19 protein-coding genes and 1 pseudogene are annotated in these 25,247 nt (G+C 50.9%); 2 read left to right on the top strand and 18 right to left on the bottom strand.

The features are described 5' to 3' along the window. Positions 1-18 precede the first annotated feature (18 nt). The 11 genes from tsaD to infC all read right to left on the bottom strand — a co-directional run bounded on the left by tsaD (position 19) and on the right by infC (position 10,384). On the bottom strand, positions 19-1,032 hold the full coding sequence (tsaD, locus tag RWO08_RS06525) for a tRNA (adenosine(37)-N6)-threonylcarbamoyltransferase complex transferase subunit TsaD (protein ID WP_314211563.1): 1,014 nt from the start codon (positions 1,030-1,032) through the stop codon (positions 19-21). Next, positions 1,029-1,514 carry a ribosomal protein S18-alanine N-acetyltransferase gene (rimI, locus tag RWO08_RS06520; protein WP_314211562.1) on the bottom strand — a complete coding sequence of 162 codons (486 nt, stop codon included), beginning with the start codon at positions 1,512-1,514 and terminating at the stop codon, positions 1,029-1,031. Before rimI (RWO08_RS06520) ends, tsaD begins: the two co-directional genes overlap by 4 nt. Positions 1,515-1,525: 11 nt before the next feature. After that, entirely contained in the window at positions 1,526-2,119 is a 594-nt protein-coding gene (gene rimI, locus RWO08_RS06515) for a ribosomal protein S18-alanine N-acetyltransferase (protein WP_314211561.1), read from the bottom strand. Next, positions 2,091-2,840, bottom strand: a complete 750-nt coding sequence (gene tsaB / locus RWO08_RS06510) for a tRNA (adenosine(37)-N6)-threonylcarbamoyltransferase complex dimerization subunit type 1 TsaB (RefSeq protein ID WP_314211560.1) — start codon at positions 2,838-2,840, stop codon at positions 2,091-2,093. The genes rimI (RWO08_RS06515) and tsaB overlap by 29 nt, the downstream gene beginning before the upstream one ends. 176 nt (positions 2,841-3,016) lie before the next feature. Beyond that, positions 3,017-4,465, bottom strand: coding sequence for an N-acetylglucosamine-specific PTS transporter subunit IIBC (gene nagE, locus RWO08_RS06505; protein ID WP_314211559.1), 1,449 nt, complete (start codon positions 4,463-4,465; stop codon positions 3,017-3,019). Between the two features lie 23 nt (positions 4,466-4,488). Beyond that, positions 4,489-5,388: a hypothetical protein gene (locus RWO08_RS06500; protein ID WP_023392339.1), complete on the bottom strand. Its 900-nt coding sequence runs from the start codon at positions 5,386-5,388 to the stop codon at positions 4,489-4,491. A 270-nt stretch (positions 5,389-5,658) separates the two neighbouring features. Next, positions 5,659-7,425, bottom strand: coding sequence for an ABC transporter ATP-binding protein (locus tag RWO08_RS06495; protein ID WP_291454021.1), 1,767 nt, complete (start codon positions 7,423-7,425; stop codon positions 5,659-5,661). A 1-nt stretch (position 7,426) separates the two neighbouring features. Continuing rightward, the gene (locus RWO08_RS06490; RefSeq protein WP_314211558.1) at positions 7,427-9,169 is read right to left on the bottom strand and encodes an ABC transporter ATP-binding protein; all 1,743 of its coding nucleotides are present in this window, start codon (positions 9,167-9,169) and stop codon (positions 7,427-7,429) included. A 95-nt stretch (positions 9,170-9,264) separates the two neighbouring features. Further along, positions 9,265-9,618, bottom strand: coding sequence for a 50S ribosomal protein L20 (gene rplT, locus RWO08_RS06485; protein WP_023392342.1), 354 nt, complete (start codon positions 9,616-9,618; stop codon positions 9,265-9,267). 30 nt (positions 9,619-9,648) lie between these two features. Next, the gene (gene rpmI / locus RWO08_RS06480; protein ID WP_023392343.1) at positions 9,649-9,846 is read right to left on the bottom strand and encodes a 50S ribosomal protein L35; all 198 of its coding nucleotides are present in this window, start codon (positions 9,844-9,846) and stop codon (positions 9,649-9,651) included. A 22-nt stretch (positions 9,847-9,868) separates the two neighbouring features. Next, positions 9,869-10,384 carry a translation initiation factor IF-3 gene (infC, locus tag RWO08_RS06475; protein WP_023392344.1) on the bottom strand — a complete coding sequence of 172 codons (516 nt, stop codon included), beginning with the start codon at positions 10,382-10,384 and terminating at the stop codon, positions 9,869-9,871. A gap of 793 nt (positions 10,385-11,177) precedes the next feature. Between infC and nrdD the strand changes: the two are divergent. Then, a pseudogene (gene nrdD / locus RWO08_RS06470) lies at positions 11,178-13,068 on the top strand (anaerobic ribonucleoside-triphosphate reductase); the annotation flags it as partial. A 2-nt stretch (positions 13,069-13,070) separates the two neighbouring features. Then, positions 13,071-13,604, top strand: coding sequence for an anaerobic ribonucleoside-triphosphate reductase activating protein (gene nrdG, locus RWO08_RS06465; RefSeq protein ID WP_314211557.1), 534 nt, complete (start codon positions 13,071-13,073; stop codon positions 13,602-13,604). Between the two features lie 136 nt (positions 13,605-13,740). Here the strand turns inward: nrdG and RWO08_RS06460 are convergent, their stop codons facing one another. From RWO08_RS06460 to RWO08_RS06430, 7 genes are all read right to left on the bottom strand, one after another. Beyond that, on the bottom strand, positions 13,741-14,505 hold the full coding sequence (locus RWO08_RS06460) for a class I SAM-dependent methyltransferase (protein WP_314211556.1): 765 nt from the start codon (positions 14,503-14,505) through the stop codon (positions 13,741-13,743). A 130-nt stretch (positions 14,506-14,635) separates the two neighbouring features. After that, positions 14,636-16,177, bottom strand: a complete 1,542-nt coding sequence (locus tag RWO08_RS06455; protein ID WP_314211555.1) for a prolyl oligopeptidase family serine peptidase — start codon at positions 16,175-16,177, stop codon at positions 14,636-14,638. Between the two features lie 95 nt (positions 16,178-16,272). Beyond that, complete coding sequence (gene glf, locus RWO08_RS06450) at positions 16,273-17,382, bottom strand: UDP-galactopyranose mutase (protein WP_070755766.1); 1,110 nt, start codon at positions 17,380-17,382, stop codon at positions 16,273-16,275. A gap of 30 nt (positions 17,383-17,412) precedes the next feature. Beyond that, positions 17,413-18,936: an LCP family protein gene (locus RWO08_RS06445; protein ID WP_314211554.1), complete on the bottom strand. Its 1,524-nt coding sequence runs from the start codon at positions 18,934-18,936 to the stop codon at positions 17,413-17,415. 677 nt (positions 18,937-19,613) lie between these two features. Beyond that, positions 19,614-20,957, bottom strand: coding sequence for a CapA family protein (locus RWO08_RS06440; protein WP_314211553.1), 1,344 nt, complete (start codon positions 20,955-20,957; stop codon positions 19,614-19,616). Positions 20,958-21,155: 198 nt separating this feature from the next. After that, on the bottom strand, positions 21,156-23,462 hold the full coding sequence (locus RWO08_RS06435; protein WP_314211552.1) for an N-acetylmuramoyl-L-alanine amidase: 2,307 nt from the start codon (positions 23,460-23,462) through the stop codon (positions 21,156-21,158). Between the two features lie 316 nt (positions 23,463-23,778). Continuing rightward, positions 23,779-25,239 (bottom strand): flippase, encoded by a 1,461-nt coding sequence (locus tag RWO08_RS06430; RefSeq protein WP_314211551.1) that lies wholly within the window; start codon positions 25,237-25,239, stop codon positions 23,779-23,781. Positions 25,240-25,247: the final 8 nt, after the last annotated feature.

Raw genomic sequence — 25,247 nt, 5'->3', positions numbered from 1 at the left:
AAGAAAAAATAGCCCAGCTTATAAGAATAAGCCAGGCTTAGCATTGAGGGTCAGTGGACTATATTTTTTTTGTAAATAAAGCGGATAGGCGGCCGCCCCAATCATGGCCGCATTGTCGCCACAGAGGGATAGAGGCGGAATCAGAACTTCAAGCTCAGGATAGCGACTGGCCAATTCCTCGCCGAGACGCTGACGCAGGCCAGAGTTAGCGGCTACCCCACCGGCCAGAATAAATTGCTTAACAGGATATTGCTCTAAGGCCTTGAGGGTCTTGCCCACCAAGACATCGACAACCGCCTGCTGGAAGCTGGTGGCCAAATCAGCCGTCACCAGCTCCTGGCCCCTTTGCTTAGCATTATGAACTAGGTTCATGACCGCGCTCTTCATACCACTAAAGCTGAAGTCCAAGTTATCTTCTTGCAGCATGGCCCGTGGCACCGGATAGGTGTCCTGACCCTGATGGGCCAAGGCGTCCACATGCTTGCCGGCCGGATAAGGCAGGCCCAGCAAGCGGCCGACCTTATCATAGGCTTCGCCGACCGCATCATCCTGGGTCTCCCCCACGACTTGATAGCTTGCATGCTCAGGCATATAAACCAACTCGGTATGGCCGCCCGAAGCAATCAGGGCCAGCAGGGGAAAGGCTAGTGGCTGGCCGATTTGACTGGCATAGATGTGGCCGGCCAAATGATTGACCGCAATCAAGGGCTTGTCGTGGACCAAGGCCAAGGTCTTAGCGGCTGTAATCCCGACTAGGAGGGCGCCGACTAGGCCAGGCCCTTGGGTCACCGCAATGGCATCAATGTCCTGCCAAGTGACGCCTGCTTGTTGTAAGGCCAGACGGGTCACCTGACTGATTTGTTCCACATGGTGGCGGCTGGCTACCTCTGGCACCACCCCGCCAAAGCGGATATGGCTTTGGACCTGGGAAGCCACCACATTGGCTAAGATGGTCTGGCCGTCTTCGACAATGGCCACACTGGTCTCATCGCAAGACGATTCAAAGGCCAGAATCCGAACTTTTTGACTCATGAAGGCTCCCCCTCCTTTTCTGATCGACTTAGTAATTTTTGCATAATGACCGCATCATCCACCGGATTTTGATAGTAACGCGGCCGGACAATTAAGGTTTCAAAGCCGGCCTGCTGGTAGAGGCCCAGGGCCGCTGCATTAGCCTGGCGCACTTCCAAGAAGACATGGCGGATGCCCCGATGGGCTAGTTGATTTAAGACGAAATTCAGGAGCTGGCGCCCCAAGCCCTGGCCCCGTAAGTCAGCTTGGATATAGACTAGGTTGAGGGTGGCTTCATCCAAGACATGGTGGAGGCCAACATAGCCCCGCACCTGATCATGGTCTAGCAGCAGGTAATACTCGGCCTGGTCCAGTTGGAAGTCGTCCCGACTCTGAGCTTCATTCCAGTGCAAGGCCTGATTGCCTTCAATAATAACCTGACGGAAGGCCTCGGGTAGCTGGGCGCCGGTGAAGGGCACCACCTGATAATGTTTGCTGTCCATGCCGACACCTCCTATTGCTGACAGTCGTAGACCATGAAGAGGGCGTCCTCCTGCATGGTGTGGTAGTAGTTGGGCACTAGGCGTTCAATTTCAAAGCCTAGCCCCTGGTAAAGGCTTTGAGCGGCCTGGTTGGTCGCCCGAACCTCTAAGGTCACCCGCCGGCTGCCGATTTGGCTGACGCAACGACACCAGCGTTGCACCAGGCGACGGGCATAGCCCTGGCGCCGAAAGCGCGGGTGGATGAAGAGATGGCTGATGTGAGCGGTCTTTTGCTGGCAACGGCCAGAAATCAGGCCCTGAATATGGCCATCGATTTCTAGCACCCAGTAGATAGCGTAGAGATTATAGCGGAAGTCGGTCCGGAAATCCTTGAGGGTCCAGGCCAGAAAGCCGTCGTAGCAGAGTTCTTCTAAGGCCACTAGCTCAGGCAAATCCTCTTCGAGTAATGGCCGTAGATAGGCCCCCGCACCCAAGGGCTGGGGCGGGAACTGACTGATGTCAAGGGCCGCATGACGCTTGGGTTGCGTCTGACTCGCTTGCTCAGGCTTGCGTCCTAGCACCCGCTCCTGCCAGAACTCACGAATAATAGTGGATAAGTGCTGCATGGTCGACACTGGTGCCTCCTTCTTTGGCTAGCCATTCCTGTTCCGCTAAGGTCAAATGGCCATAGACAGGCTCCAAGAGAGCTGGCTCTGCCACCCACTCATGGGCGACTTGCTGGAACTTATCGGTATGAGGATAGGCGGTCCAACCTTCCACAGTCTTAAGGCTGACATCTGGCAAGGCCTGGCTAAAGGTCTCAGCAAATGGCGCCAGATTCTGGCCTATCATCAGGACTTGGGCTCCGGCCTGCAAATGTTGGCGGGCTTCAGAGCTCAGCCAAGTCTGCCAATCGGCATGGCAATCCGCCGTCACCGCCACCAGGCCCTGGTCTGTCTGCTGATAGAGTGCGGTGTAGGCTGACAAGCGGCGGGCATCCATGAGGGGAATAATGTAATCTCCTACAGGAACGCTGGCTTGAGCTGCTAACAGGGCCAGGGAAGACATCTGATAGAGGGCTAGGCCCAGACTGTCCGCCCAGGTTTTAGCCAGGGTCACCCCAATCCGTACGCCGGTATAAGAGCCAGGCCCTACCCCCACATAGAGGCTATCCACGGCTTGGCGGTCCACATTGCAATCCTCCAGCAACTGGGCCACAACCGGCACCAAACGCTCCCCATGCTGTCTGCCAGCCGCTAAGCTAATATGCCCTAGTATCCGGTCCGCATCATCTATGACTGTCACTGACAGTGCCTCCGTCGCCGTATCTAATGCAAGCTTGGCCATGCCGCTCGCCTCCTTCTCTGATTTATCACCTATCTATTTTAACACAATGTGACCGGCAACTGAAGAGGCCAAAAGCTAGAAAACCAGCCTTTTGCCCTCTCTCGTCAAGCCATAAGAAAAAGCGTTGGAGCCTGAGGGCTCCAACGCTTTTTTATCTACTCTTTCAATAGACTGGCTTATTTTACTTGTGCTGCTAAAGCATCGTGAACAAATTGTACTTCGGTCCCGATAATGACTTGCACGTTCTTTTTGTTGAGGACACGCGTTGCAACAGCACCGGTAGATTTGATCTTAGCTTCGTCAACCTTGCTAGTATCAGCTAGGGTTAAACGTAAGCGAGTAGCACAGTGGTCAGTTGCTTCAATGTTGTCCTTGCCACCTAAACCTTCAATTAATAAAGGAATGTTGAAGTCGCTAGCTTTAACGGTCATGTTAGGGTCATTTTCAGTAGACTCGTCATCTTCACGGCCTGGTGTAGTGAAGTTGAATTTCTTGATTAAGAAGTCGAAGACCAAGAAGTAAACTGCGAACATTACCACACCTAAGACAATCAAGAGCCAAGGATTGTTAGCCATTGGCAAGCGGCTAGTTAAGATAAAGTCAATCAAACCAGCACTGAAGTTGAAACCTGCAGTAGCATGTAACAAGGCTGCAATTGTCAAGGATACCCCTGTTAAGACAGCGTGCACCAAGTAAAGAACAGGTGCTAGGAACATGAAGGCGAACTCAAGTGGTTCGGTAATCCCGGTTAAGAAGGAAGCCAAGACAGCTGCTACTAAGAGGGCTGATACAGCTTTTTTCTTGCTGTCTTTGGCATTGCGGTACATTGCCAAAGCAGCCCCTGGTAAACCAAACATCATGACTGGGAAGAAACCAGCTTGGTACATACCAGTTTGACCTAGAACCCCAGTGTTACCCCAGAAGTTCCCGATATCGTTAATCCCAGCTACGTCGAACCAGAATACAGCGTTAAGGGCATGGTGTAAACCAACTGGAATCAAGAGACGGTTGAAGAAACCATAGATACCAGCACCGATGGCGCCCAAGCCAACAAATGACTTACCAAAGGTAACTAAAGCACTGAAGACTGCTGGCCATACGAAGAGCAAGACAAGGGCAGCAAGTGATGCTACAAGACCTGCCATGATTGGCGCAGAACGACGACCGCTGAAGAAACCTAGAGCGGTTGGTAATTTAACATCTTTGAAACGGTTGTACATTTCCCCACCGATGATCCCTGATAAGATCCCGATGAAGGCGTTAGTGCTCTTAGAGAAAGCCAAAGCCACTTCTTCTGGTTTTACCCCTTGTAATTGAGCCACAACATCCTTAGATAGGATGGTCGTGATAATCAAGAAGGCTACCAAACCACTGAGACCGGCTGCCCCGTTCTTATCTTTGGCTAAACCTACAGCCAAACCAACGGCGAATAAGAGTGGAATTTTGTCGATTAAGACTAAACCTGCTTGAATCAAGAAGACTGCTACTGGGTTGGTCCCGGTTTGGCCTGGAACACCTAAACCAGCAGGGCTAATCCAGTAACCAATCCCCATTAAAATGGAAGCCACTGGTAAAATGGCAACAGGTAGCATCAAAGAGCGACCCATTTTTTGTAAATATGACATCATTGTTTTTTCCTACTTTCTATTTATCTTAATACTGATTGTCCCATACGGAAATAAGTATGTCGCTTCCCTCTAATTGCTAGCGACAAGGCCAGAATATTCTCTGGATCTGGCATGCGTCCGTAGGAACCATCGCCAATGTGATGAATATCTGTACCCACGCGTTTGTTGGCTAGCGCAAATTCGCGAATGGTCCCACTATCGGCACTTTCCTGACTGGTGCCAATGGTTGAGATAACTAAACCGCCCAAGTCCTTGACCTGCTCGGCAATCCGCGCCACCTGGTCTTCTCTGACACCTGGCACGGTCCCCACACTTGGAATCAAGACGCCATCCGCACCTGCTGCCATATAGGCTAACAAATGCGCTTCAGAGACCACTTTCTCGCCAGTCCCGGCACTGTGCATCTTACCTGCAAAGACCAGTCCCTTGAAATGCTGCTTAGCTAGCCGCACCGTGGCTTCAATGGCCTGATGACTAACCCCTGTCGAAGGGTTACCCGTCAAGACCAAGAAATCAAATCCCTCTCGGTTAGCGGCTTGGAAGTTCTCTACTGTGGCACGTCGGCCCTCAGGTAGGTCAATCCAATCTTCTAGCGCTTCAGCACTTGGGTCAACAGGTTCTAAGTTCAACCCCATAGGTCTACCGGTTAATTCTTTGAGATAGGCAATGGGCGCGTCCATGGCAGGCAAACTATGGATAAATTTGGTGGATAGATCATATTCATTCAATAATAGCATATCCGCACTAAATGCCCGCATCATCTCCGCATTGCTCACCCCTTCAATTAGCGGCGCCTTAGTAACCACTGTCTCCGCCAAGATAATACGGCCTTCACTGGCCTTAATGGCTTGTTTTAGTTCCGCGGCTGTCAAAGTTTTGACCTCGCTGGCTGTGCAAGACAACAAACGTTTATGAGCCATGCTTCTCCCCCTTTCCAGATATTTTTGAAACGTATTCTAGGATACGTCTTGCCTTCATTATAGTCCTGAAACCCCTTAATGTAAAGCCTTTCCGCTCCAAATTCGGCACATCACTAATTGAGATAAATTTCAGCTTAATTTTGACTCCCCTTCCGATAGGCAACACTTGGACGATAAAACTATAAGCTATCTAATCCGCACTATTATGACACTTTTTTGTCTAGTCTAATTACAAAAATAAGGTTAGGACAAAATCCTAACCTTATGGGCTTATTGATTAAATTGGCTTTGATAGAGCTCATAGTAGAAGCCCTTGGCTGCCAAGAGGCTGTCGTGATTGCCTTGTTCTACAATCTGACCGTCACGTAAGACCAGAATCTTATCGGCTTCCTGAATGGTCGACAGACGATGGGCAATGACGAAGCTGGTCCGCCCCTCCATCAAGCGACTCATGGCCTTCTGGATGAGGAGCTCCAGACGGGTATCCACTGACGAGGTGGCCTCGTCCAGAATCAGAATCTTAGGATCTGCCAGCAAGGCCCGGGCGATTGTCAGCAGTTGCTTCTGACCCAAGGAAATATTGCTGGATTCCTGGTTCATCTTCATATTGTAACCACCCGGCAAGGTCCGGATAAAGTGGTCCACGTTGGCGGCCTTAGCTGCTTCCACGATTTGTTCATCAGTAGCGTTTAAGTTACCGAAACGCAGATTGTCCTTAATGGTCCCTTCATAGAGCCAGGCATCCTGGAGTACCATGCCAAACTGCTGGCGCAATTCCTGACGTGGCAAATCCCGGATATCCAAGCCATCCACCAGGATAGCCCCCTGGGTCACATCATAGAAGCGCATGAGCAAGTTTATCAGGGTTGTCTTACCAGCACCTGTCGGCCCAACGATGGCAATCATTTGACCGGGTTCAACTTCTAGGTTGAAGTTACGAATCAGAGGCTTATCTTCTTGGTAGTGGAAGGCCACGTCCTGGAAGCTGACCCGCCCTGTTAGCGGCCCTGCCAAATGAGCCTTAGCACTCACCACTTCTTCGGGCGCATCCATCAATTCTAGAATCCGGTCCAGGGAAGACTTAGCTGACTGCAAGGCACCTGTCAGCTGGGTGATCGTCTGAATCGGTTGGTTGACCTGCCAGACATACTGGACGAAGGCTTGCAGGTTCCCGATAGTCAGCACCCCTTGCAAGACGGCCAAGCCCCCCAGCAGCGCTAGGAGCAAGTAGGTCATGTGGGAGATGAAGCCTACCAGCGGCATGACCATCGAAGACACCATGGTCGCCTTAAAGCCTACTTGTTGTAAATTATGGGTAATGTCATAAAATTCCTGGGCGGATTGTTCTTCCCGGCCATAAAGCTTGATGACATTGAAACCCGTTAGGTTCTCCTGGACAAAGCCATAGAGGCGACCTAAGGCGTCGGCCTGGCCCTTGAAATAAGGCTGAGATAGAACCAGGACCTTCTTAGCCACCCAATAAGACAGTGGCATAGAGATAATGACCACTAAGGCCAAGCTTGCGTTAAGCCAAATCATCATGGCTATCACCAAACCAAGGGTGAAGACGGCATTGACAATTTGGAGCAGGCTCTGCTGCAAGGCATTAGAAACGGACTCCACATCACCGGTCATACGCCCCAAGAGGTCACCAAACTGGTGTTGGTCCACATAGGAGACCGGCAGGCGGTTGAGTTTCTGGTTCATGGCCTGACGTAGATCTCGAATGGTCCCTTGGACGGCATTGGTGATGGCCACGTTGGCTAGATAGGCAGACACTTGATAGGTCAAACCACGGAAGAAATAGATAACTAGAATCCAGCCAATATAGGCGTAATTGAGGCTAGCGCCCGGTACCTTTTGCAGGATGGCCACGCTACCACGCGAGATTTCCGTCAGGGCTAACCCCCAAATGAAAGGCTCCAAGACGGAGGCAATGTCGCTCACAATGGTCAAGAGGATTGCCCAAAAATAAGACAAGCCATAAGGCTTCATATAAGGCAGGAGGCGCTTGATACTAGATACTTTTTTATTCATCTTACATGGCCTCCTCATCTAGACTGGCTTGTTTAAGCTGAGAATTGGCGATATCACGGTAAATCTCATTGCTAGCCATTAATTCTTGGTGAGTGCCGCGACCCACGATTTCGCCCTTGTTGAGGACGATGATTTGGTCAGCATTCATAATGGTCCCCACGCGTTGAGCTACTATCAGGACGGCCGCCTCTTGGGTCACTTCCTTGAGTCGCTTACGCAGTTGGGCATCAGTCTTATAGTCCAGGGCCGAGAAGGAATCGTCGAAGATATAGATATCAGGTCGCTTCACTACGGCACGGGCGATAGACAGACGTTGCTTCTGACCCCCTGACAGGTTGCTGCCGCCCTCTTCTAGGAAGGCTTCATAGCGTTCAGACCGGCTATGAATAAATTCCCGCGCCTGGGAGATATCGCTGGCCTTCTCCAACTCGCCTTCACTGGCATTCCATTTACCATAACGCAAGTTGTCGCCGATGGTCCCGGTAAAGAGCAGGGACTTCTGCGGGATAAAACCAATCTTCTGGCGTAGGGCCTTGAGATTGTAGTCGCGGACATCGACGCCATCCACCAGGATTTTACCCAGGGTGACATCATAGAAGCGCGGAATGAGCTGAACCAGCGAGGACTTCCCGCTCCCGGTCGACCCGATAAAGGCCATGGTCTGGCCAGGCTTGACTTCAAAGCTAATATTATGAAGCACCGGACTCTCCGTCTCACCTGGATAGGCAAAGGTCACATTCTCGAAGGTCAGATAGCCCCGCGTTTCCGTCTCGGTCACTCCGTTGGGATTTGGATCAATAGAAATAGGTAGATCCATGACCTCCTGCAACCGGGCTGCCGATACGGCGGTCCGCGGATACATCATGAAGAGGTTGGCGAAGAGCATGAAGGAGAAGAGAGCATGGAAGGCATACTCCACAAAGGCTACCAGATTCCCCACTTGGAGTGAACCCTGAGCGATTGGCTCCAAGGCAAACCAAACAATGGCGACAATCATCCAAATCAAGATATGGACGAAGAGTGGGTTAGCCCAACCCATTAATTTGAAGAGGCGGGACGAGGTCTCGGTATAGGATTGGTTTTGCTCATCGAAGCGTTGCTCTTGGAAATCCTCGCGCGCAAAGGCCCGGATAACCCGCAAACCAGATAGGTTCTCGCGGGCATACTGGTTAATCTTATCTAGTGTCTTCTGTTGTTGCTTAGACAGGGGCGTCGACTTTCTGGCCAAAAACCAGATGGAAATGGCTAGCGGTGGCACCGCCAATAAAATCAACCAGGCCAGGGACGGGCTGGTTACCAGAATCATGACCATGGAAGATGCTATCATAAAGGGGGTAATCATCCCCAGACGCAGACTTTGGTCGGCAAATTGCATGAGGGCGAAGGCATCCGAAGTTATCCGGGTTACCAAACTAGAAATCCCAATCTGCTCATATTCATGGTGGGAAAACTGCTGGATTTTGTCATAGAGATCATTACGCATCTCCCGAATCATCTCGGTAGTTAGCTTGCTGGCGGTGTAGGAGAGCAGGATGCGCCCTGCCACCCCGGCCAGAATCACTAGGAACATGATGACAGACCAGTAATAGAGACGGCTGACATCGTGAGGTAGGATGGCTTCGTCTACCATACGGGCTAGGATGGTCGGCAGGCCCAAGTTAACTAAGACAAAGAAAAAAGCCCCTAAGAAATCTAGAAACAAGAGCTTGGGTTGCTTGCGTAAATAACGCCAAATGTACTGCATATAGAACCTCCTTTTTGTTATTGATTGATTAAAATTCAAAAAATAGAGGCATCGACCGACCGGTCCTGCCTCCATTTATCTGCTTAATCCGCTTCTTATAAAGCTTTCTTAGCTTGTTCTACTAAAGCAGTGAATGCTGCTGCATCGTGAACTGCTAAGTCAGCCAACATTTTACGGTTCACTTCAACGCCAGCTTTCTTCAAGCCGTTCATTAAGACGCTGTAGCTGATCCCGTTCATACGAGCTGCCGCGTTGATACGGGTAATCCATAAACGACGGAAGTCACGTTTTTTCTGACGACGGTCACGGTAAGCATACATGTAAGATTTCATTACTTGTTGCTTAGCGGTCTTGAATAAGAGATGTTTGGCACCGTAGTAACCTTTAGCTAATTTTAATGTACGTTTACGACGTTGACGGGTAACGTATCCACCTTTAACACGTGGCATAGTAAATTCCTCCTTGGTTCTTCTCTAGTATTATAATTGCGAAATTTGTTGTTTAATACGTTTGTAGTCTGAATTAGATACTAAGTCAGCTTGACGTAATTGACGACGTTGTTTCTTAGTTTTACCATGGAAACGGTGGCTAGTGAAAGCGTGTGAACGTTTCAATTTACCTGAACCAGTCTTCTTAACGCGTTTTGCTAAACCGCGGTGTGTTTTTTGTTTTGGCATGGGAATTCCTCCTATAAAAAGATTAGTCTTGTTGCGCCGCTTGGGCTAATGGGGCTAGCACGATGAACATGCTGCGACCTTCCATTTTTGGTCGAGCTTCAACCGTTGACACATGGCTTGTGTCATCAATGAAGTCTTCCAATACGTCTTGACCCAATTCCTTGTGGGTGATGGCCCGCCCGCGGAAACGAATGCTGGCTTTGACCTTGTCACCATGTTCGAGGAACTTGATGGCCTGGCGTAATTTGGTTTGGTAATCATGGTCTTCGATACCAGGAGAAAGACGAACTTCTTTGACGGTTACGATCTTCTGATTCTTCCGTTGTTCCTTTTCCTTCTTCTGCATCTCATAACGGTATTTACCGTAGTCCATAATCCGAGCAACAGGTGGCTTGGCATTTGGTGAGACAAGTACTAGGTCAAGTCCGAAAGATTCTGCAATAGTGAGCGCATCATTAAGTGATTTGACTCCGATTTGTTCACCATTGTCTCCAATCACACGTAATTCACGTGCGCGGATATCTTCGTTAATGATCATTTCTTTAACGATGGTAGTCCACCTCCAGTTAGATTTCGAGCCTTACAAGAAAAAAACTAGCTTGTGTACACAAACTAGCCGCTACTTATCCCCGCACCAAGGCGCAAAGGAAACTCTCTATCAGCCAAGCACCTAAGGGGATTGGCGAGAAACGGCTGGTTTCTACTTGTTTTACTCAACTACGATAGTATAGCACAGCTTAGACCGGTATGCAAGGGGAAATTTTTTGTTTTTGCTAGTCGCCTAGTCAGCTAGTGGGGGATTGGAGTGTGACTTTTTCGGGGCTTCTGACCTGGTTGCTGCCTTTTTCTGGGGAGCTAGTGGTCCACTCGACAGAGTGGACCACTGGCTCACGGCTTTTCCTAGCTTTTGGCCCAGTTTCCGCACTTTTCCGGGCAGCTAGTGGTCCACTCGACGGAGTGGACCACTGGCTCACAACTTTTCCTGACTTTTGACCCGGTTTCGACACTTCCTCGGGTAGCTAGTGGTCCACTCGACGGAGTGGACCACTGGCTCACGCCACACTATATCTTGCGAAACTTTAGCCTAGTTTTGGTTGTCAAAGTTGCCTTGTCTAGACCGGACATTGGCACAGTTTAGCTCAGCTGTTTTGGCTATGGATCAGGCGCCAACCAAGTTAGTGCCCCACACCTCAACGGCCAGACAGCAACACTACATATAGTTGTGGAACAAGTTTATAAACACTATATATAGTGTAAAGCCTATTGACTTTACACTAAGACTGGGGTAGCATATTTTTGAGGTGATAAGTATGAATCCACAAATTAGAGCGGCCCAAGATATTCAAGCTGCAGTTGACCGCCTGCACCAACAGGAGTCAAGTATTGTTAACGAGAATGCCAACAAAGACAGCCAAGTCTACAACACTCAACGAGACTTGACCGCCAGGCATCGTTGCTAAAGCCATCGGCATTGGCATGTTGCCGGAAGCAGTCGCCCTAGCTCATTTGAACGGCGACTTGCACTATCATGATTTAGACTACCATCCCTACCAGCCTATGACCAACTGCTGCCTGATTGATTTTAAGACCATGTTCAAGCTCGGTTTTAAGATTGGCAATGCAGAAGTCGATTCCCCTAAATCCATTCAGACCGCCACCGCCCAAATGGCGCAGATTATTGCCAACGTGGCGTCTAGCCAGTACGGGGGCTGTAGTGCCGACCGTATTGACGAGGTCCTGGCGCCTTACGCCCAGCTCAACTACGAGAAGCATCTCAAGCTGGCAGAAGACTGGATTCCCGACACCACCCAACACCATGACTTTGCTACGGCCCGGACTAAGAAAGACATCTATGACGCCATGCAAAGTCTGGAGTACGAGATCAACACCCTCTACACCTCTCAGGGCCAGACGCCCTTTACCACCTTGGGCTTTGGCCTGGGGACTTCCTGGATTGAACGCGAAATTCAGCGCGCCATCCTTAAGGTTCGTCTGGGCGGTATTGGCAAAGAGAAAAGAACGGCTATCTTCCCTAAGCTAGTCTTCTCCCTTAAGCGCGGCGTCAACCTAGCTCCCAAAGATCCCAACTATGACATCAAGGAGCTAGCCGTCCGTTGCGCCACCAAGCGCATGTATCCCGATGTCCTCATGTATGACAAGCTAGTCGAGCTAACTGGCAGCTTCAAGGCGCCCATGGGCTGTCGCTCCTTCCTGCAAGGTTGGTGGGACGAGCACGGCCAGGGAATCAATGCCGGCCGCATGAACCTGGGCGTGGTGACCCTTAACCTGCCCCGCATTGCCCTCGAGAGCCAGTCACTAGAGGAATTCTGGCAACAGCTAGAAGGCAAATTAGAGATTGCCCGCCAAGCCCTCTGCTTCCGCATCGAGCGAGTCAAGGACGCCAAACCTTACAATGCCCCTATCCTCTATCAACACGGGGCTTTCGGTCGCAAGTTGAGTCGCGATGGCAAGGTCGATGACCTCTTCCGCGACAAACGGGCCACCATCTCCCTGGGCTACATCGGCCTCTATGAAGTGGCCACCCGCTTCTTCGGTCCCGACTGGGAGACGGATCAAGAGGCCAAAGCCTTTACGATCGACATTGTCAAAAAGCTCTACCAACACACCCAAGACTGGGGCAATCAATACGGCTACCACTTCTCCGTCTACGCGACACCAAGTGAGAGCCTGACCGATCGCTTCTGTCGTCTGGATCTAGAGCGCTTTGGCTCGGTGCCCGATATCACTGATAAGGGCTACTATATGAATAGCTTCCACTACGATGTGCGCAAGAAGCCGACACCTTTTGAGAAAATTGATTTTGAAGCGGCCTATCCGCCTTATTCTTCAGGCGGCTTCATCCACTACTGCGAGTACCCTAATATGGTTCAAAATCCTAAGGCTCTGGAAGCCGTCTGGGACTTTGCCTATGACCGGGTCGGCTATCTGGGCACCAACACACCGATTGATAAATGTTTTGAGTGTGGCTACGAAGGGGACTTTAACCCGACCGAACGGGGCTTCGAGTGTCCTTACTGCAAGAACCGCAATCCCGAGACCTGCGACGTGGTCAAGCGGACCTGTGGTTACCTAGGCAACCCTCAGGCTAGACCCATGGTGGCTGGGCGTCACAAGGAAATTGTGGCCCGGCAGAAACACTTGACCATCCGCATTAAGTCCTCCGACAAAGGCCTGGACCCAGCTGACGACAGGGAGGACTAGCCATGGCCATTCCTGAGACGACTACCAAGGTGGCCGACTACAAGCCCTATAACTTCGTGGACGGCGAAGGCGTTCGTTGCAGCCTCTATGTCAGCGGCTGCCACTTCGCCTGCCCGGGTTGCTACAACAAGGTGGCCCAGAACTTCAACTACGGCACTCCCTACACGGAGGAACTCAAGGAAAGAATCCTGTCCGACCTGGGCGCCAGCTACTGTCAAGGTCTGACCCTATTGGGTGGCGAGCCCTTTCTCCATACGGCGGTCCTGATTGACCTCTGCCAGGAAGTCAGACGACGCTATGGCCACAGCAAAGATATCTGGTCCTGGACGGGCTACGACTGGGAGGAACTCATGCAGGAGACGCCGGACAAGTTGGAACTCCTGTCCTATGTCGATATTCTGGTCGACGGCCGATTCATTCAAGAACAGTTAGACCTAACCCTGCAATTCCGGGGTAGCCGCAACCAGCGCATCATCGACGTCCCCAAGTCCCTGGCGACCGACCAAGTCGTCATCTGGGACAAGTTAGTCCGCTAAACACTAGACGATTTTTTGAAAGCACCCCATAAGTTGGATTTTGATTGTCCAACTTATGGGGTGCTTTTCATTTGATTGAGTCTTTCTCAAGTCCTTATCTTCCATTATAGAAACTGGGATTTTTTTACCCTTAATATTATAGTTTAATGCAGAGTGTAGCGATATAGTCATTTCCATAATGTGATAATCTATTTCTTTTATCACATGATTCATAAAAATCGATCATGGCGAGACCATTTTTAAGTTGTCCTCTAATCTGACTTTCTAAGGTATGGCTAAATTCATAGCCATACTCTGGATCTATGGTTATTTTGCCTTCCGCTTCAAGCTCTTTTGAATTAAAAGGTAGTGCAAACTTCAAAAGTAATTCCTCATCGGGTTTGTCCCATACAATGTCGGCATCATACATGTAGATCCAAGGATTCATAAATCCGACCATTAAGAGTCCACCCTTTTTCAATACTCGAGCGGCTTCTTTATACATATTTTCTAAATCTTCTATATAGACATTTGAAACTGGATTAAAAATAATATCAAAAGTTTCATCTTCAAATGGAAATGATTTGGTCATATCGCCTTGAATCGTCTTAATTTTTAAGCCTTCTCTTTCAGCAACCATCTCGTCTCTTTCTAATTGTGATTTAGAAAAATCCATGATGGTGACATCATAACCTTTTACAGCAAAAACTGGCCCCTGCTGGCCACCACCACAAGCTAAACCTAATATCTTTTTTCCCTTGGCTTTTTCAAACCATTCTGTCGGAACTTTTTTCCCAACAGTTAAGGCAACAGAAATTGGATGCTTTCTAGCTTCTTCTAATTCTTCATGTGTCAATGGCTCAGTATAGGCATTTTTTACCTTATTCCATCGATCTTCATTTAATTTTATATAATTGTTCATCTTCTGATCTCCTCGTTATTTTGTGCTATTTCGACTTAAGCATTAGATCCTTTTCCCCTGTCTATAGATCACTCATGTTCAGTTTATATTATGCAACCCAGGCCAGTAGTCCATCGCTTTTTTAATTATCTTATCGGTGTTGGGCGTTGAGCCAGTGGAAGACATCCTGATAGGGCTGGCCGGCCACTTGGACTTGGACCTTGCCACCGCCGCTGGCATTATCGGCCTCAAAGCCGCTCAAGCCTGGGCTTTGGCGAATGGCTTCCGGGTCTTGCACGCCCTGGACCTGCTGATTGAAGAAGGGAATCCAGGAGAAATGGCCGGAATAGCGCATCTTAGGCAGGTCTTGGCCTTGCACCGATTGGAAGAGGGACAGCCAGACATTCTGACCGCCCGCATCGACCAGGTCCTTGTAAATCGGCAAGACATAGGCATTGGCTGGCACGGTCGGGTCATCCAGACTATGGACAAACCAAATGGCTTGGCCTTTGAGGGCAGCCACCTTGTCCTGGTCAAACCAGACTCGCTGAGTCGGTGCATAGGCTTGAATACTACCCCGTTTCTTAGGGTCTTTAATCAGATAGTGACCGTTGTCCAGGCGCTGGAATTCATAGTAGGAATAGGCTGTTGCCTGGGGCACCAAGCCGGCAAAGTAGTCCGGATAGTGCAGGGCCATGTTGAGGGTCATATAGCCCCCGTTGGAGCAGCCCATGAGATGCACCCGATGCGGGTCAATCTGGGGATGGCTGGCCACATAGTCGCCAATGACCTGCATAAGGGACTCGGTATAGCGGGAATGGCCCGCCCCCGGCCCATTCAAGCCATCGCCCTCGTCCATCCAGTAGGTCGGCGTCTGCACCGCTAGGACATAGGCGCCCTTAAGCTCGGGCTGGTCCGTCGCCGTAAAAATCTCTTGAACTTGTGGCCGACTAAGGGTGGTCACCTCATTGCCTAGCAGGGCAATGCGAGGATCCTCGCCCCCTTCGGCTTGGCCATGCAACCAAATCAAGAGCGGAAACTTGGCCTGGGTCTGATCCTTGGCAGCCGCCGGCTCAAAGGCTCCATAGTGCAGAGTCTGGCTCTCCTCTTGGCCAGTCAGGGGATTGGTTACGCCGTCTACATGGACTTGCTCAAATTGATAGCCGGCCAAGTCCGGTAGCTCCAGATGGGGCAGGGCGTCATAGTCCGTCAAGCGAATCTGGGCCGACTTGCCCTCTTGGGTCGTCACCTGCACTGGTCCCACCGCGATGAGATAGTTAGCCTGCCACTGACTAATCAAGCGCTCCTGGTTGTAGCCAAAGAGACTACCTAAATCCCAAGAGTCCACCACCAAGTCCAAGGCCAGCCATTGACTGGCTTGACCCTCTGGCAAGGCCTGGCCCTGCTCGTCGGCTAGATAGAGGGCGCTCACTTGGCGCCCTTTGCCTTGGGTGGTGACCTCTAGCTTGGCACCAGGGTCCACCGCCGTCACAGGATGACTGAGCTGAAGGACGATTTTATTAACGGCCGGGCCAAACTCATAGCCCTGGGCCTGAATCTTGGCTTGAACCACCTGCACCTGGTCCGAATCTACCTGGGCTCGCGCCGCTTGGCTAGTCCACCAGCCCCTAATGACTAATAAGGCACCCAGGCAACCCGCTAGCAGGGACCACCAGTATTTGGCTTTCTTCATGACGACAACCTCCCTTTTGTCTCCTATTCTAGCAGAAAAGCCTGACCCACGCAAAAGCCCCCTTACCAACCAGTAAGGGGGGCTTGATTCTTGATTTAGTCTACTTTGGCTGCCAATTGCAAGGCCAAGCCGATGACATGGTGCATGTCATAGTAGCGGTAGTGGCCCAAACGGCCGGCGAAGGTCACCTGTGGTAGGGACTTAGCCAAGTCAGTATAGGCTTGATAGAGCTTGGTATTGCGCTCATCATTAATTGGGTAATAAGGCTCATCCCCGCGTGACCAGTTGGCTGGATATTCACGCGTTACCACGGTTTGTGGCTGAGTGCCGTACTCGAAGTGTTTGTGCTCAATAATCCGGGTGTAAGGCGTCTCGCGGTCGGTATAGTTAACCACCGCATTACCCTGATAGTTGGCCTGGTCCAAGACCTCGGTCTCGAAGCGCAAGCTACGGTATTCTAATTCACCCAACTCATAGTCGAAGAACTGGTCGATCATACCGGTATAGAAAATCTTAGGAAAGGCCGCCAAGTAATGCTCCTTGTCCGCGAAGAAGTCTGTCTCTAGGCGCACTTCAATGTTAGGATGATCCAACATCTTCTCCACAATCTGGGTATAGCCCCCGATTGGAATGCCTTGATAACGGTCATTGAAGTAGTTGTTGTCATAGGTCATGCGGACAGGCAAGCGACGGATAATGAAGGCTGGCAATTCAGTGGCTGCCTTGCCCCATTGCTTCTCAGTATAGCCCTTAATCAGTTTCTCGTAGATATCGCGCCCTACTAGGGACAGGGCTTGCTCTTCCAAGTTGCTTGGCGTCTTGCCTGCCACTTCAGCCCGCTGTTCTTCAATTTTGGCGGCCGCTTCTTCCGGTGTCACCACACCCCAGAGCTTGTTGAAGGTGTTCATATTGAAAGGCAAATTGTAGATTTCCCCATGGTAATTAGCGATTGGGGTATTGATATACTGGTTGAATTCCGCAAATTGATTGACGTAATCCCAAACGGCCTTGTCGTTAGTATGGAAAATGTGGGCGCCAAATTTGTGGACTTGAATGCCCGCGATTTCTTCCGTATAGATATTTCCCGCCACGTGGTCGCGCTTCTCAATAACTAGGACGCGCTTGCCTTTCTTGGCAATTTCGTGGGCAAAGGTAGCGCCAAAGAGGCCGGCACCTACCACTAGATAATCATATGTTTGTGTCATAAGTTTCTCCTTTTCTCCTTGAAAGCGGGCCTATTGGCCGAGTACTTGCTTGATTTGAGCTTGACGCTCAGCCAAGCTAGCCTCATCCACTTGCATCATATAGAGCTCAGCGCCCGGCATAGCATAAGATGGCAAGCCAGTTGAACCATGGCCAGTCAGGGCGACTGAGGTAACCGTGTAAGCTTGACCGCTCTCGAGTTGCTCGTTGACCAGTTCCATGACCTTAGCCAGTGGCAGATTAGTTTGCACCGACTGGCTCATGCGGTCCATGACTTCTTGGGCTTGGAGCAAGGTCTGGCGACTGCCTAATTTCTTAATCAGGGCGGTAATAACCTTCTCATGGTTCTTGCCGCGGTCATTATCCCCACCTGACAGGGAGTAACGCTCACGCACGAAGCCTAGGGCTTGGTCGGCATTAAGGTGAAGTTCACCAACCGGGAAATCGTATTTGCCGTAGAGGGAGGTAAAGGCTTGGTCGTTGTAGACATCAATGCCCCCTACCGTATCAATGATATTGAGGAAGGAGGTGAAGTTGAGGCGGACATAATAGTCGATTGGCGTGTCATAGAGACGGGCCAAGGTATGCATGGAAGCCTCCACGCCATAGATCCCCGCATGAGTCAACTTGTCCTTCTGGTCTGCCCCGCCATCCGCAATCGGCACATAGGCGTCACGCGGTGTGGTGGTCAGAAGAATCTGATGGGTCTTAGGGTTGATAGTGGCGATAACGTTGACGTCTGACCGGGAGACGGAGCTGACTGGCCCGAAGGTATCAATCCCTGAAATGTAGAGGTTGAAAGGCTGGTTCTCAGCTGGCGTCTGGCTAGTTTGCTGGTTGGCTGCCTCTGGCTTAGCCGGCTCTTCGGCTACTTCGGTCACATGATTGTACTGATAGAGCTTCTTGATCTTGCTGCTAAAGTCGCTAGCCATGCCTTCTAAGAGGGACTCATAGCCTGAGTTGAGGACCATGGCTTGAGCCTTGCCGTCCAGGAGTTGTTGGTAGGCCGCTAGGTAAGATGGCACTTCCTCAACGGTCACCCTTACCTGGCGTTTGGCCTTGAGGTCGTCGACTAGGGCTTGGACATTTTCGCGATCTTGGCCCAGCGGCGCTAGGACCACTTTGCCGTCTAAGGCCGACACATCTGCCACGCCACCTTCTGCTAGGGTAGCCAGGCTCATGGTCAGTTCCTTTTTCTGGGTATTGGTATTGAGTTTGTTGAAGAAATTGACGGTGGCATTCATTTGGTAGGCGCCGTAGCTAGCCCCCAAAATGACGATCGTGGCTAGGACCAGGGTGGTCTTGCCTAGGCGCTTGAAGCCGTTAAACAGAATCAGGAGCAGTAAGACCGCGCCCAAGCCGCCCAAGACCCAGAGATGGTAGCCACGCCCGGCCAGAATCTTGTAGGTTAAGAGGAAATAGGCAACCAGGCCGCTAGCTACCGCTGCCAAAATAATAAAGAGCCAGTTAATCCGCCAGAGCACTGACTTAGTCCGCCCATGGCCATGGCGGGAGTGACCGTGACGCCGGCCCTTTGAGTGATGTGATGCTGTCATTGTTAAGTTCCTTCCATAAATTGGATATCATTTCGTCGTTACTTTTTGCACTAAAAGTTATTATAGCAAAGATTCCGCCCTGGCAAAAGCCCCTAAGGGGCTTTTTTTCTAGCTAGTAACCCAGGTTTTTGGCCTTTCCATTCTAGCTAGTGGTCCACTCGAAAAAGTGGTCCACTAGCTCACGACTTTCTCCCTGTTTACCGCACTTTTCCGGCCTTTCCAACCGAGCCAGTGGCCCACTCCAAAGAGTCGTCCACTGGCACATGACTTTTTCCACGGTTTCAGCCTTTTCCGGCCTTGCCAACCGAGCTAGTGGTCCACTCGAAAGAGTCGTCCACTGGCTCGCGGCTTTCTCCCCAGTTTCCAGCTTTTCCGGCCTTGCCAACCGAGCTAGTGGTCCACTCCAAAGAGTCGACCACTGGCTCGTGGCTTTTTCTCCGGTTTCGCCCTTTTCCGGCCTTGCCAACCCAGCTAGTGGTCCACTCTCCAAAGTGGACCACTGGCTCGCGACTTTTTCCACGGTTTCGCCCTTTTCCAGCCTTTCCAGCCCAGCCAGTGGTCCACTCCAAAGAGTGGACCACTGGCTCGCGGCCTCTTCCCCAGTTTCTGCCTTTTTCCCAGCCCCCTACATAGCCAATGGCCCACTCCTCTGAGTGGGCCATTGGCGCAAAACTATATTAGCGATGAATATCGGTATCTTCCTGGGTCCACTGGGTTTCTAGGTGGCTGACATAACGGAAGTCCTTGGTATAGAGCTGCATGCGCTGGCGAATAATCTCGTACCAGTCGGCGCCCTCGGTGACCGCGTAGCGATTGTAGTCGGCCATCGGCACCGTTTCGTAGAACTCCGCATTCTCGGCGCCCGTAATATAGATTGGCATGAACTTCGGATCAGTGACGGTCACTTGGCCGTCCTCGCCGCGTTTGAACGTCACCTCGGTGATGCCACCTTGCTTATTAGCCGGGTAAATTTGGCCCGACATGAAGCTAGCCTGGGAGTAAATGGCAAAGGTCTGCTTGCCGTTAAACCACTGCATAGGTTGCAAGACGTGCGGGTGGCCGCCCAAAATCAATTTGACGCCAGCATCGCTCAGGGCTTGGAAGACTTGCTCCTGGGTTGGATCTGGAGTAGTGTCATATTCCTGACCTAGCTGCAAAGTCACCACTACAGCATCGACCTTGTCTTTGAGGACCTTGACATCTTCTACCATCTGAGGCAGGTCTACCAGGTTAATCAAATAAGGCTGGTCTTCTGGCACGGGCACGCCGTTGGTACCGTAGGAATAGGTCAAAATCCCTATCTTAATGCCATTCTTCTCGATAATGCGCGGGGTATCGTGATCTTCCTGGCTCTCAAAACTCCCTACATAAGGCATCTGCGCCTCTTTGAGGTTAGCAATAGAGGCTAGCGCCCCACGCGCCGAATAGTCCAAGGTATGGTTGGTCCCGTTGGTCACCATGTCCACACCGATAGCCTGAAGGGCCTTAATAATCTGCTTAGGCGCATTGAAGGAAGGGTAGCCAGTCACCGGATACTGAGGGTTGGCCACAATGACTTCCATATTGGCTAGGGTCACGTCAGCATAGGACATGTAAGGGGCAATCTGCGCCAGCATTGGATAGAAATCATAGGCGCCCCCTGGGTTCTCCCAGCTGATCCCATCCTTGTGGAGCCGGTCGACCGCCGATTTGTAGAAAGGATTCTTGACGCTAGCCATCTCGCTGACAAATTCATGCAACAAGACATCGCCAACTGAGCGCAACTTGAGCTCTCCTTCCTTGCCTTCAAAAGGCATCTCCTGATCCTTGGCCTTGAGACCTACTAGGGGTTCTGCCAAGACCAAGGGCTTGGGCTCGCTACTAGAGCTCTCACTCACCACTGACTCAGACTCATGCGTCTGCAAATGATCGTGGGGCTGGCCAGCCAGGAGGCCAATCATGGCGAATCCAGCCACTAGAAAGAGAACAAAGGCAAGTGCAATAAGCTGCGGACGATACTTACTTAAAAACTCTGATTTCATAAACAAGACCCCTTTGTAGGAAGATAAGCGCTATAATTACAGAAATAAGACATTTATATTACATATTTTACATCCGCCCGGTCAACCCCGTCAAGCCATTCCCCTAAAAATATTAGAAAATTTACTTGAATTTTCGTCCTTCGCCCACAAAAAGCAAAAAACGGCAGAAGCCTCAGCTTCTACCGTTATCATCTATACTTAAGCCTTACCGAAGTAAGCCTGAATCCCTTGGACCAGACCCTTAATGAGCTTTTCCTGATAGGCAGCTTGATTAAGTTTCTTGAACTCCTCGGCGTTATCCATGAAGCCTAGCTCCACCAAAACAGCTGGCATGTCCGTCTTACGAGTCACATGCAGATTCTGAGGACGTGCCCCTTGGTCGCGGGCGCCTGTCATCTTAACCATTTCGCGTTGCAGAAGTTGGGCCAGACGCTTACCTTCTGTAATCTTGCTTTCTGGGTGATAAGGCATGGACATGAAGCCTTCTTCCTCAATGCTGTGATCGTGGAAGAGGGACAGAATCCCCTGCACCTTACCTGATAGAGCCGCCGGCATGGCGTTGTGGTGAACGCTGACGAAGATATCCGGCATGAGTCGGTTAGGCTCAAACTCACGTTGGCCTAGCGGAATTTCCTTATCGTCCACGCGCGACTCATAAACTTCATAGCCCAGACGGCGGAGTCGGTCAGCCAATGGCCGGGTAATGTCTAAGTTCATGTCCTTCTCGGTACGTCCAAAGGCCACCGCCCCGGTCTCGGCACCACCGTGTCCTGCGTCAATGTAGACGGTCCGCTTGCCCATTGGTACTTCCACTAAGTCAGAACGTTTAGCATAGGCGAAGACCTTGTTATTGCGAATCAGCGCTACTTCAGCGTTCTTAGCGCCTGACAGACTCGCCACGCCAAAGCGTTGACCGAAGTAGTCCTTAACCGGCACGGTCTGGCGCTTGCCATTGGCGTCTAGGACTTGAATGGTCGTACCAATGCCGCGAACTTTGACTTCGTGGTTGACTAGACGCTCTTGATATTGCAGCTGCAAACGACCACCCGGTGCTGTCAGCAAGAGGTTGCTCCCTTGTTGGCTGAGGCTACGATCACCATGCCAGATAACTTCGCTAGCATTGCCTACGCTGCCTACTACTTGATAGACTTGTCCCTTACGGATTTGGCTAGCGTCGAATAACAACTCGAAGAGACGCGGGTTTTGAGTGGCTTTCACTTGGACATTGACTTTATGACGGCCATCCTGAGACAGAACTTGGGCACTCACTTCCTTGGCTGGCGCCGCTTCTCGATAGCCGGCCGCATCATAAGTCCCGTAAGACAAGTGAGCCAAAATCTTAGCTACCCCGTCTACTACAGAGAAGTCATAGAAAGAAGTCGAAATCCCCTTATCAACTGGCTTAGCAGGCGCTGACTTCTTGACTAGCACTCGTTGCTTAGCTACCATGGCGGTCAAGTCCCCTGACTCTTGCTTGTAGCTGTTATCGCCTGCCCAGAGGGCTTCTTCCTTATTGTCCACACTAATCAGCACCCGGTAAGTCTGGTCGGCCTTAAGCGCCGTCCGGTCAAAGTCTAGGTTGAAGAGGCGTGGATTTTGGCTAGCCCGCACCCGCAGGCCGACTTGATGCTGACCCTTGGTGGCTTCTAAGCGAGCCTTGATGACAGCTTGCGGCGCCACCTCGCGGTAACCCGTCGCATCATAAGTCCCATAGGCAATATGGGCTAGGATAGTCCCCACCGTATCAGTCGCCGAAAACTCGTAGAAAGAAGTGGAAATCCCCTTTTGCACTGGGGCTGCCTTGCGCAAGCTGACGCGTGCACCTTGGGCATTGAGTTCTAAGCCGGCCACTGCCTGCTTATACTGGCGGTCGCCATACCAGAGTTGCTCCTGGTTATCAGCTACCTTAATCATCACCCGGTAAGCCATATCGGCCGCAAGGGCTTTGGAATCGAAGCTAAGCTCGAAGAGACGTGGGTTCTGGGTCGCCTTAACTTCTAGAGGCACATGGCCTTGGCCAGTGGCGGACTGGAGTTGCGCACTAATCTGGCTCTTAGGGGCCACCTTACGGTAGCCAGCCTCATCGTAATCCCCGTAGGAAATATGAGCGAGGAAGGTCCCACGCCCGGCTGATTCGGTAAACTGGTAGAAAGAAGTCGAGATGCCTTGGTCAACCGGCTTAACTGGCGGCTGGCTGTTAGCCTTAGGGGCTAAATCCAGGGCAGGAACCGCAGACAAGGTCGCCGGCTCTGACTCATGAGCTTGAAGCGAATCGGAACTAGCTTCTTTGGCACTAGATTCCTGATTTTGGGACGCCGACGTCTCTTGGCTTGTTTCTTGGCCTGCTGCAGCGGGGGCCACTGCTGGGGCCGATTCTTGTAGAGGGTCCTGCACTTCATGACTGGCAGGTGCTACTGGACTGACTGATTCAGCATGCACCTGATCCAAAATCATGACAGAACCTAGGGCAAGGCCCACTAAGGCCGCTAAACCATGTTTCTTCATTTTGGTGATTCCTCCTAAAAAAATACACATTTGTGGCTTGTAAATCCTTGTCTATCATACAAGTAAGCCATTCAAAAAGCAATAGATTTTTGCCCAATTGTCACCAAAAAAATAAACTTTCATCTTATAGTTAAGCCAGTGTTATTGAATGTCATCACATGGTGACAGACGTCATAACTCTGGCCTATTCAAAAAAATCCCTCGCGACTAACTATAGCCACGAGGGATTTTTAAAATTTGTTTATAAGAGAGCACGTATTTTGGCTGACTTCTACCCTATCTATTAGTGTAGACACTAATAGATAGGAGCACTTAATCAGACCTTGCGTCTTTTTAAGAAACCTAGGGCCATCTGGCCTAGATAGCTGACAAACTGCTCGCGACTGAACCAGAGAATAGCCAAGTAGATTAGGCCGAAGACAGAGGCCGATAGCGCCAAGGTCCAGAATGGCGAAATCCATTGTCTGAACAAGAAGGTGCTCAGCGTCGCCAGGACTGTCGCCAAGCCAATCTTGCCTAGGTCGGCGAGGACCACCATTTCTCTGAGTTGGTCGCGTAAGTACCAGGCCTGATAGAGGGTGACAAGCAATTCTGCCAAGAGCGTGGAGAAGGCCGCCCCGGCTACTCCCCAGCTTGGAATCAAGACCAGGTTAAGGGCGAAGTTCAAGACGGCACCCCAACAGACAGAAGACAAGACCACCCGCTCCTTACCTAGCGGTAGGAGAATCTGAATCCCCAACAAGTTAGACAGACCAATCAAGACAATGGTCGGCATAACTAGTTGCATAGGGAAGACCGAAGGCAGGAACTGTTCCTTGGATAGGAAGAGAATAGCCGGCTCCGCCATGGCAATAAAGTAAGTTGAGAGTGGAATACTAGCGAAGCAGACAAAGGCAAAGGCCTTACGAGTCACCCGCTTAAAGGCTTCATGCTGTTCCGTCTGAATATAGTGCGACAGACGAGGTAGGAGCACCCCACCTAGGGCCGTCACCAGACTAATCAAGATGTTCTTAATCTTAATGGCCGCATCATAATAGCCAACGGCTTCCTTGCCAATCATCATACCTAACATAACAGAGTCCAGACTGGTATAGATGGTGGTGGCGACAGCCATGAGGAAGAACTGTAGGGCTGGGAAGAAGTGACGCCAGATCTCCAAGTTAGGCTCTAGCTTGAAGCTGATATAGTGGCGGGCGTGAATGAAGTTGAGGACATTAGCCCCCACCGTCGCAAAGACCAGAATCCCCCCATAGATTAAATAGTCCGAAGTTGAATGAACCAGGAGGAACATGAGCACCAGGGACAAACATTTGAAGGCAATGGAACGTACCGTAATATAGCGGTACTGCTCCAAGCCCCGATAGAGCCACTCCATACCGAAGAGGTTGAAGACAATCCCCACCCCGTTAATCAGGAAGAGGGTCTTATCTTCCGCAAACCTTGGCACCAGGGCAATACTAACCAGATAGAGGGCCAGGGCTCCTAAAGTGGTAATGGCATTGAAGAAGAAAATCTCCTGAACCGTCTTGTTAAGCTCCCGCTGCTGGTTACGCACCCGCGCGACCGCCCGAATCCCATAGGTCGGAATCCCCACCATCCCTAACATGGTGGCGTAGCTAGCCACCGAAGTAGCGAAGGCAATCCGCCCCGTCCCTAGCGGCAGCAAGGTCCGCGAGATGTAGGGAAAGGTAATAATAGGAAAGATAAAGGACGACACCGTTAAGATGAAGTTCATGATAAAGTTGATTTTAATGGATGCTTGTTTGTGTTGGGTCATGAGCGACC

This window comes from uncultured Abiotrophia sp., assembly GCF_963520105.1.
Taxonomy (GTDB): Bacteria; Bacillota; Bacilli; order Lactobacillales; family Aerococcaceae; genus Abiotrophia.
This window is presented reverse-complemented; position numbering and strand designations above follow the sequence as displayed.

What these genes read in the sequence shown, in the direction of transcription:
- tsaD (WP_314211563.1), bottom strand. Translation starts at nt 1,032, where the DNA reads ATGAGTCAAAAAGTTCGGATTCTGGCCTTTGAATCGTCTTGCGATGAG.
- rimI (WP_314211562.1), bottom strand. Translation starts at nt 1,514, where the DNA reads ATGGACAGCAAACATTATCAGGTGGTGCCCTTCACCGGCGCCCAGCTA.
- rimI (WP_314211561.1), bottom strand. Translation starts at nt 2,119, where the DNA reads ATGCAGCACTTATCCACTATTATTCGTGAGTTCTGGCAGGAGCGGGTG.
- tsaB (WP_314211560.1), bottom strand. Translation starts at nt 2,840, where the DNA reads ATGGCCAAGCTTGCATTAGATACGGCGACGGAGGCACTGTCAGTGACA.
- nagE (WP_314211559.1), bottom strand. Translation starts at nt 4,465, where the DNA reads ATGTCATATTTACAAAAAATGGGTCGCTCTTTGATGCTACCTGTTGCC.
- RWO08_RS06500 (WP_023392339.1), bottom strand. Translation starts at nt 5,388, where the DNA reads ATGGCTCATAAACGTTTGTTGTCTTGCACAGCCAGCGAGGTCAAAACT.
- RWO08_RS06495 (WP_291454021.1), bottom strand. Translation starts at nt 7,425, where the DNA reads ATGAATAAAAAAGTATCTAGTATCAAGCGCCTCCTGCCTTATATGAAG.
- RWO08_RS06490 (WP_314211558.1), bottom strand. Translation starts at nt 9,169, where the DNA reads ATGCAGTACATTTGGCGTTATTTACGCAAGCAACCCAAGCTCTTGTTT.
- rplT (WP_023392342.1), bottom strand. Translation starts at nt 9,618, where the DNA reads ATGCCACGTGTTAAAGGTGGATACGTTACCCGTCAACGTCGTAAACGT.
- rpmI (WP_023392343.1), bottom strand. Translation starts at nt 9,846, where the DNA reads ATGCCAAAACAAAAAACACACCGCGGTTTAGCAAAACGCGTTAAGAAG.
- infC (WP_023392344.1), bottom strand. Translation starts at nt 10,384, where the DNA reads ATGATCATTAACGAAGATATCCGCGCACGTGAATTACGTGTGATTGGA.
- nrdG (WP_314211557.1), top strand. Translation starts at nt 13,071, where the DNA reads ATGGCCATTCCTGAGACGACTACCAAGGTGGCCGACTACAAGCCCTAT.
- RWO08_RS06460 (WP_314211556.1), bottom strand. Translation starts at nt 14,505, where the DNA reads ATGAACAATTATATAAAATTAAATGAAGATCGATGGAATAAGGTAAAA.
- RWO08_RS06455 (WP_314211555.1), bottom strand. Translation starts at nt 16,177, where the DNA reads ATGAAGAAAGCCAAATACTGGTGGTCCCTGCTAGCGGGTTGCCTGGGT.
- glf (WP_070755766.1), bottom strand. Translation starts at nt 17,382, where the DNA reads ATGACACAAACATATGATTATCTAGTGGTAGGTGCCGGCCTCTTTGGC.
- RWO08_RS06445 (WP_314211554.1), bottom strand. Translation starts at nt 18,936, where the DNA reads ATGACAGCATCACATCACTCAAAGGGCCGGCGTCACGGTCACTCCCGC.
- RWO08_RS06440 (WP_314211553.1), bottom strand. Translation starts at nt 20,957, where the DNA reads ATGAAATCAGAGTTTTTAAGTAAGTATCGTCCGCAGCTTATTGCACTT.
- RWO08_RS06435 (WP_314211552.1), bottom strand. Translation starts at nt 23,462, where the DNA reads ATGAAGAAACATGGTTTAGCGGCCTTAGTGGGCCTTGCCCTAGGTTCT.
- RWO08_RS06430 (WP_314211551.1), bottom strand. Translation starts at nt 25,239, where the DNA reads ATGACCCAACACAAACAAGCATCCATTAAAATCAACTTTATCATGAAC.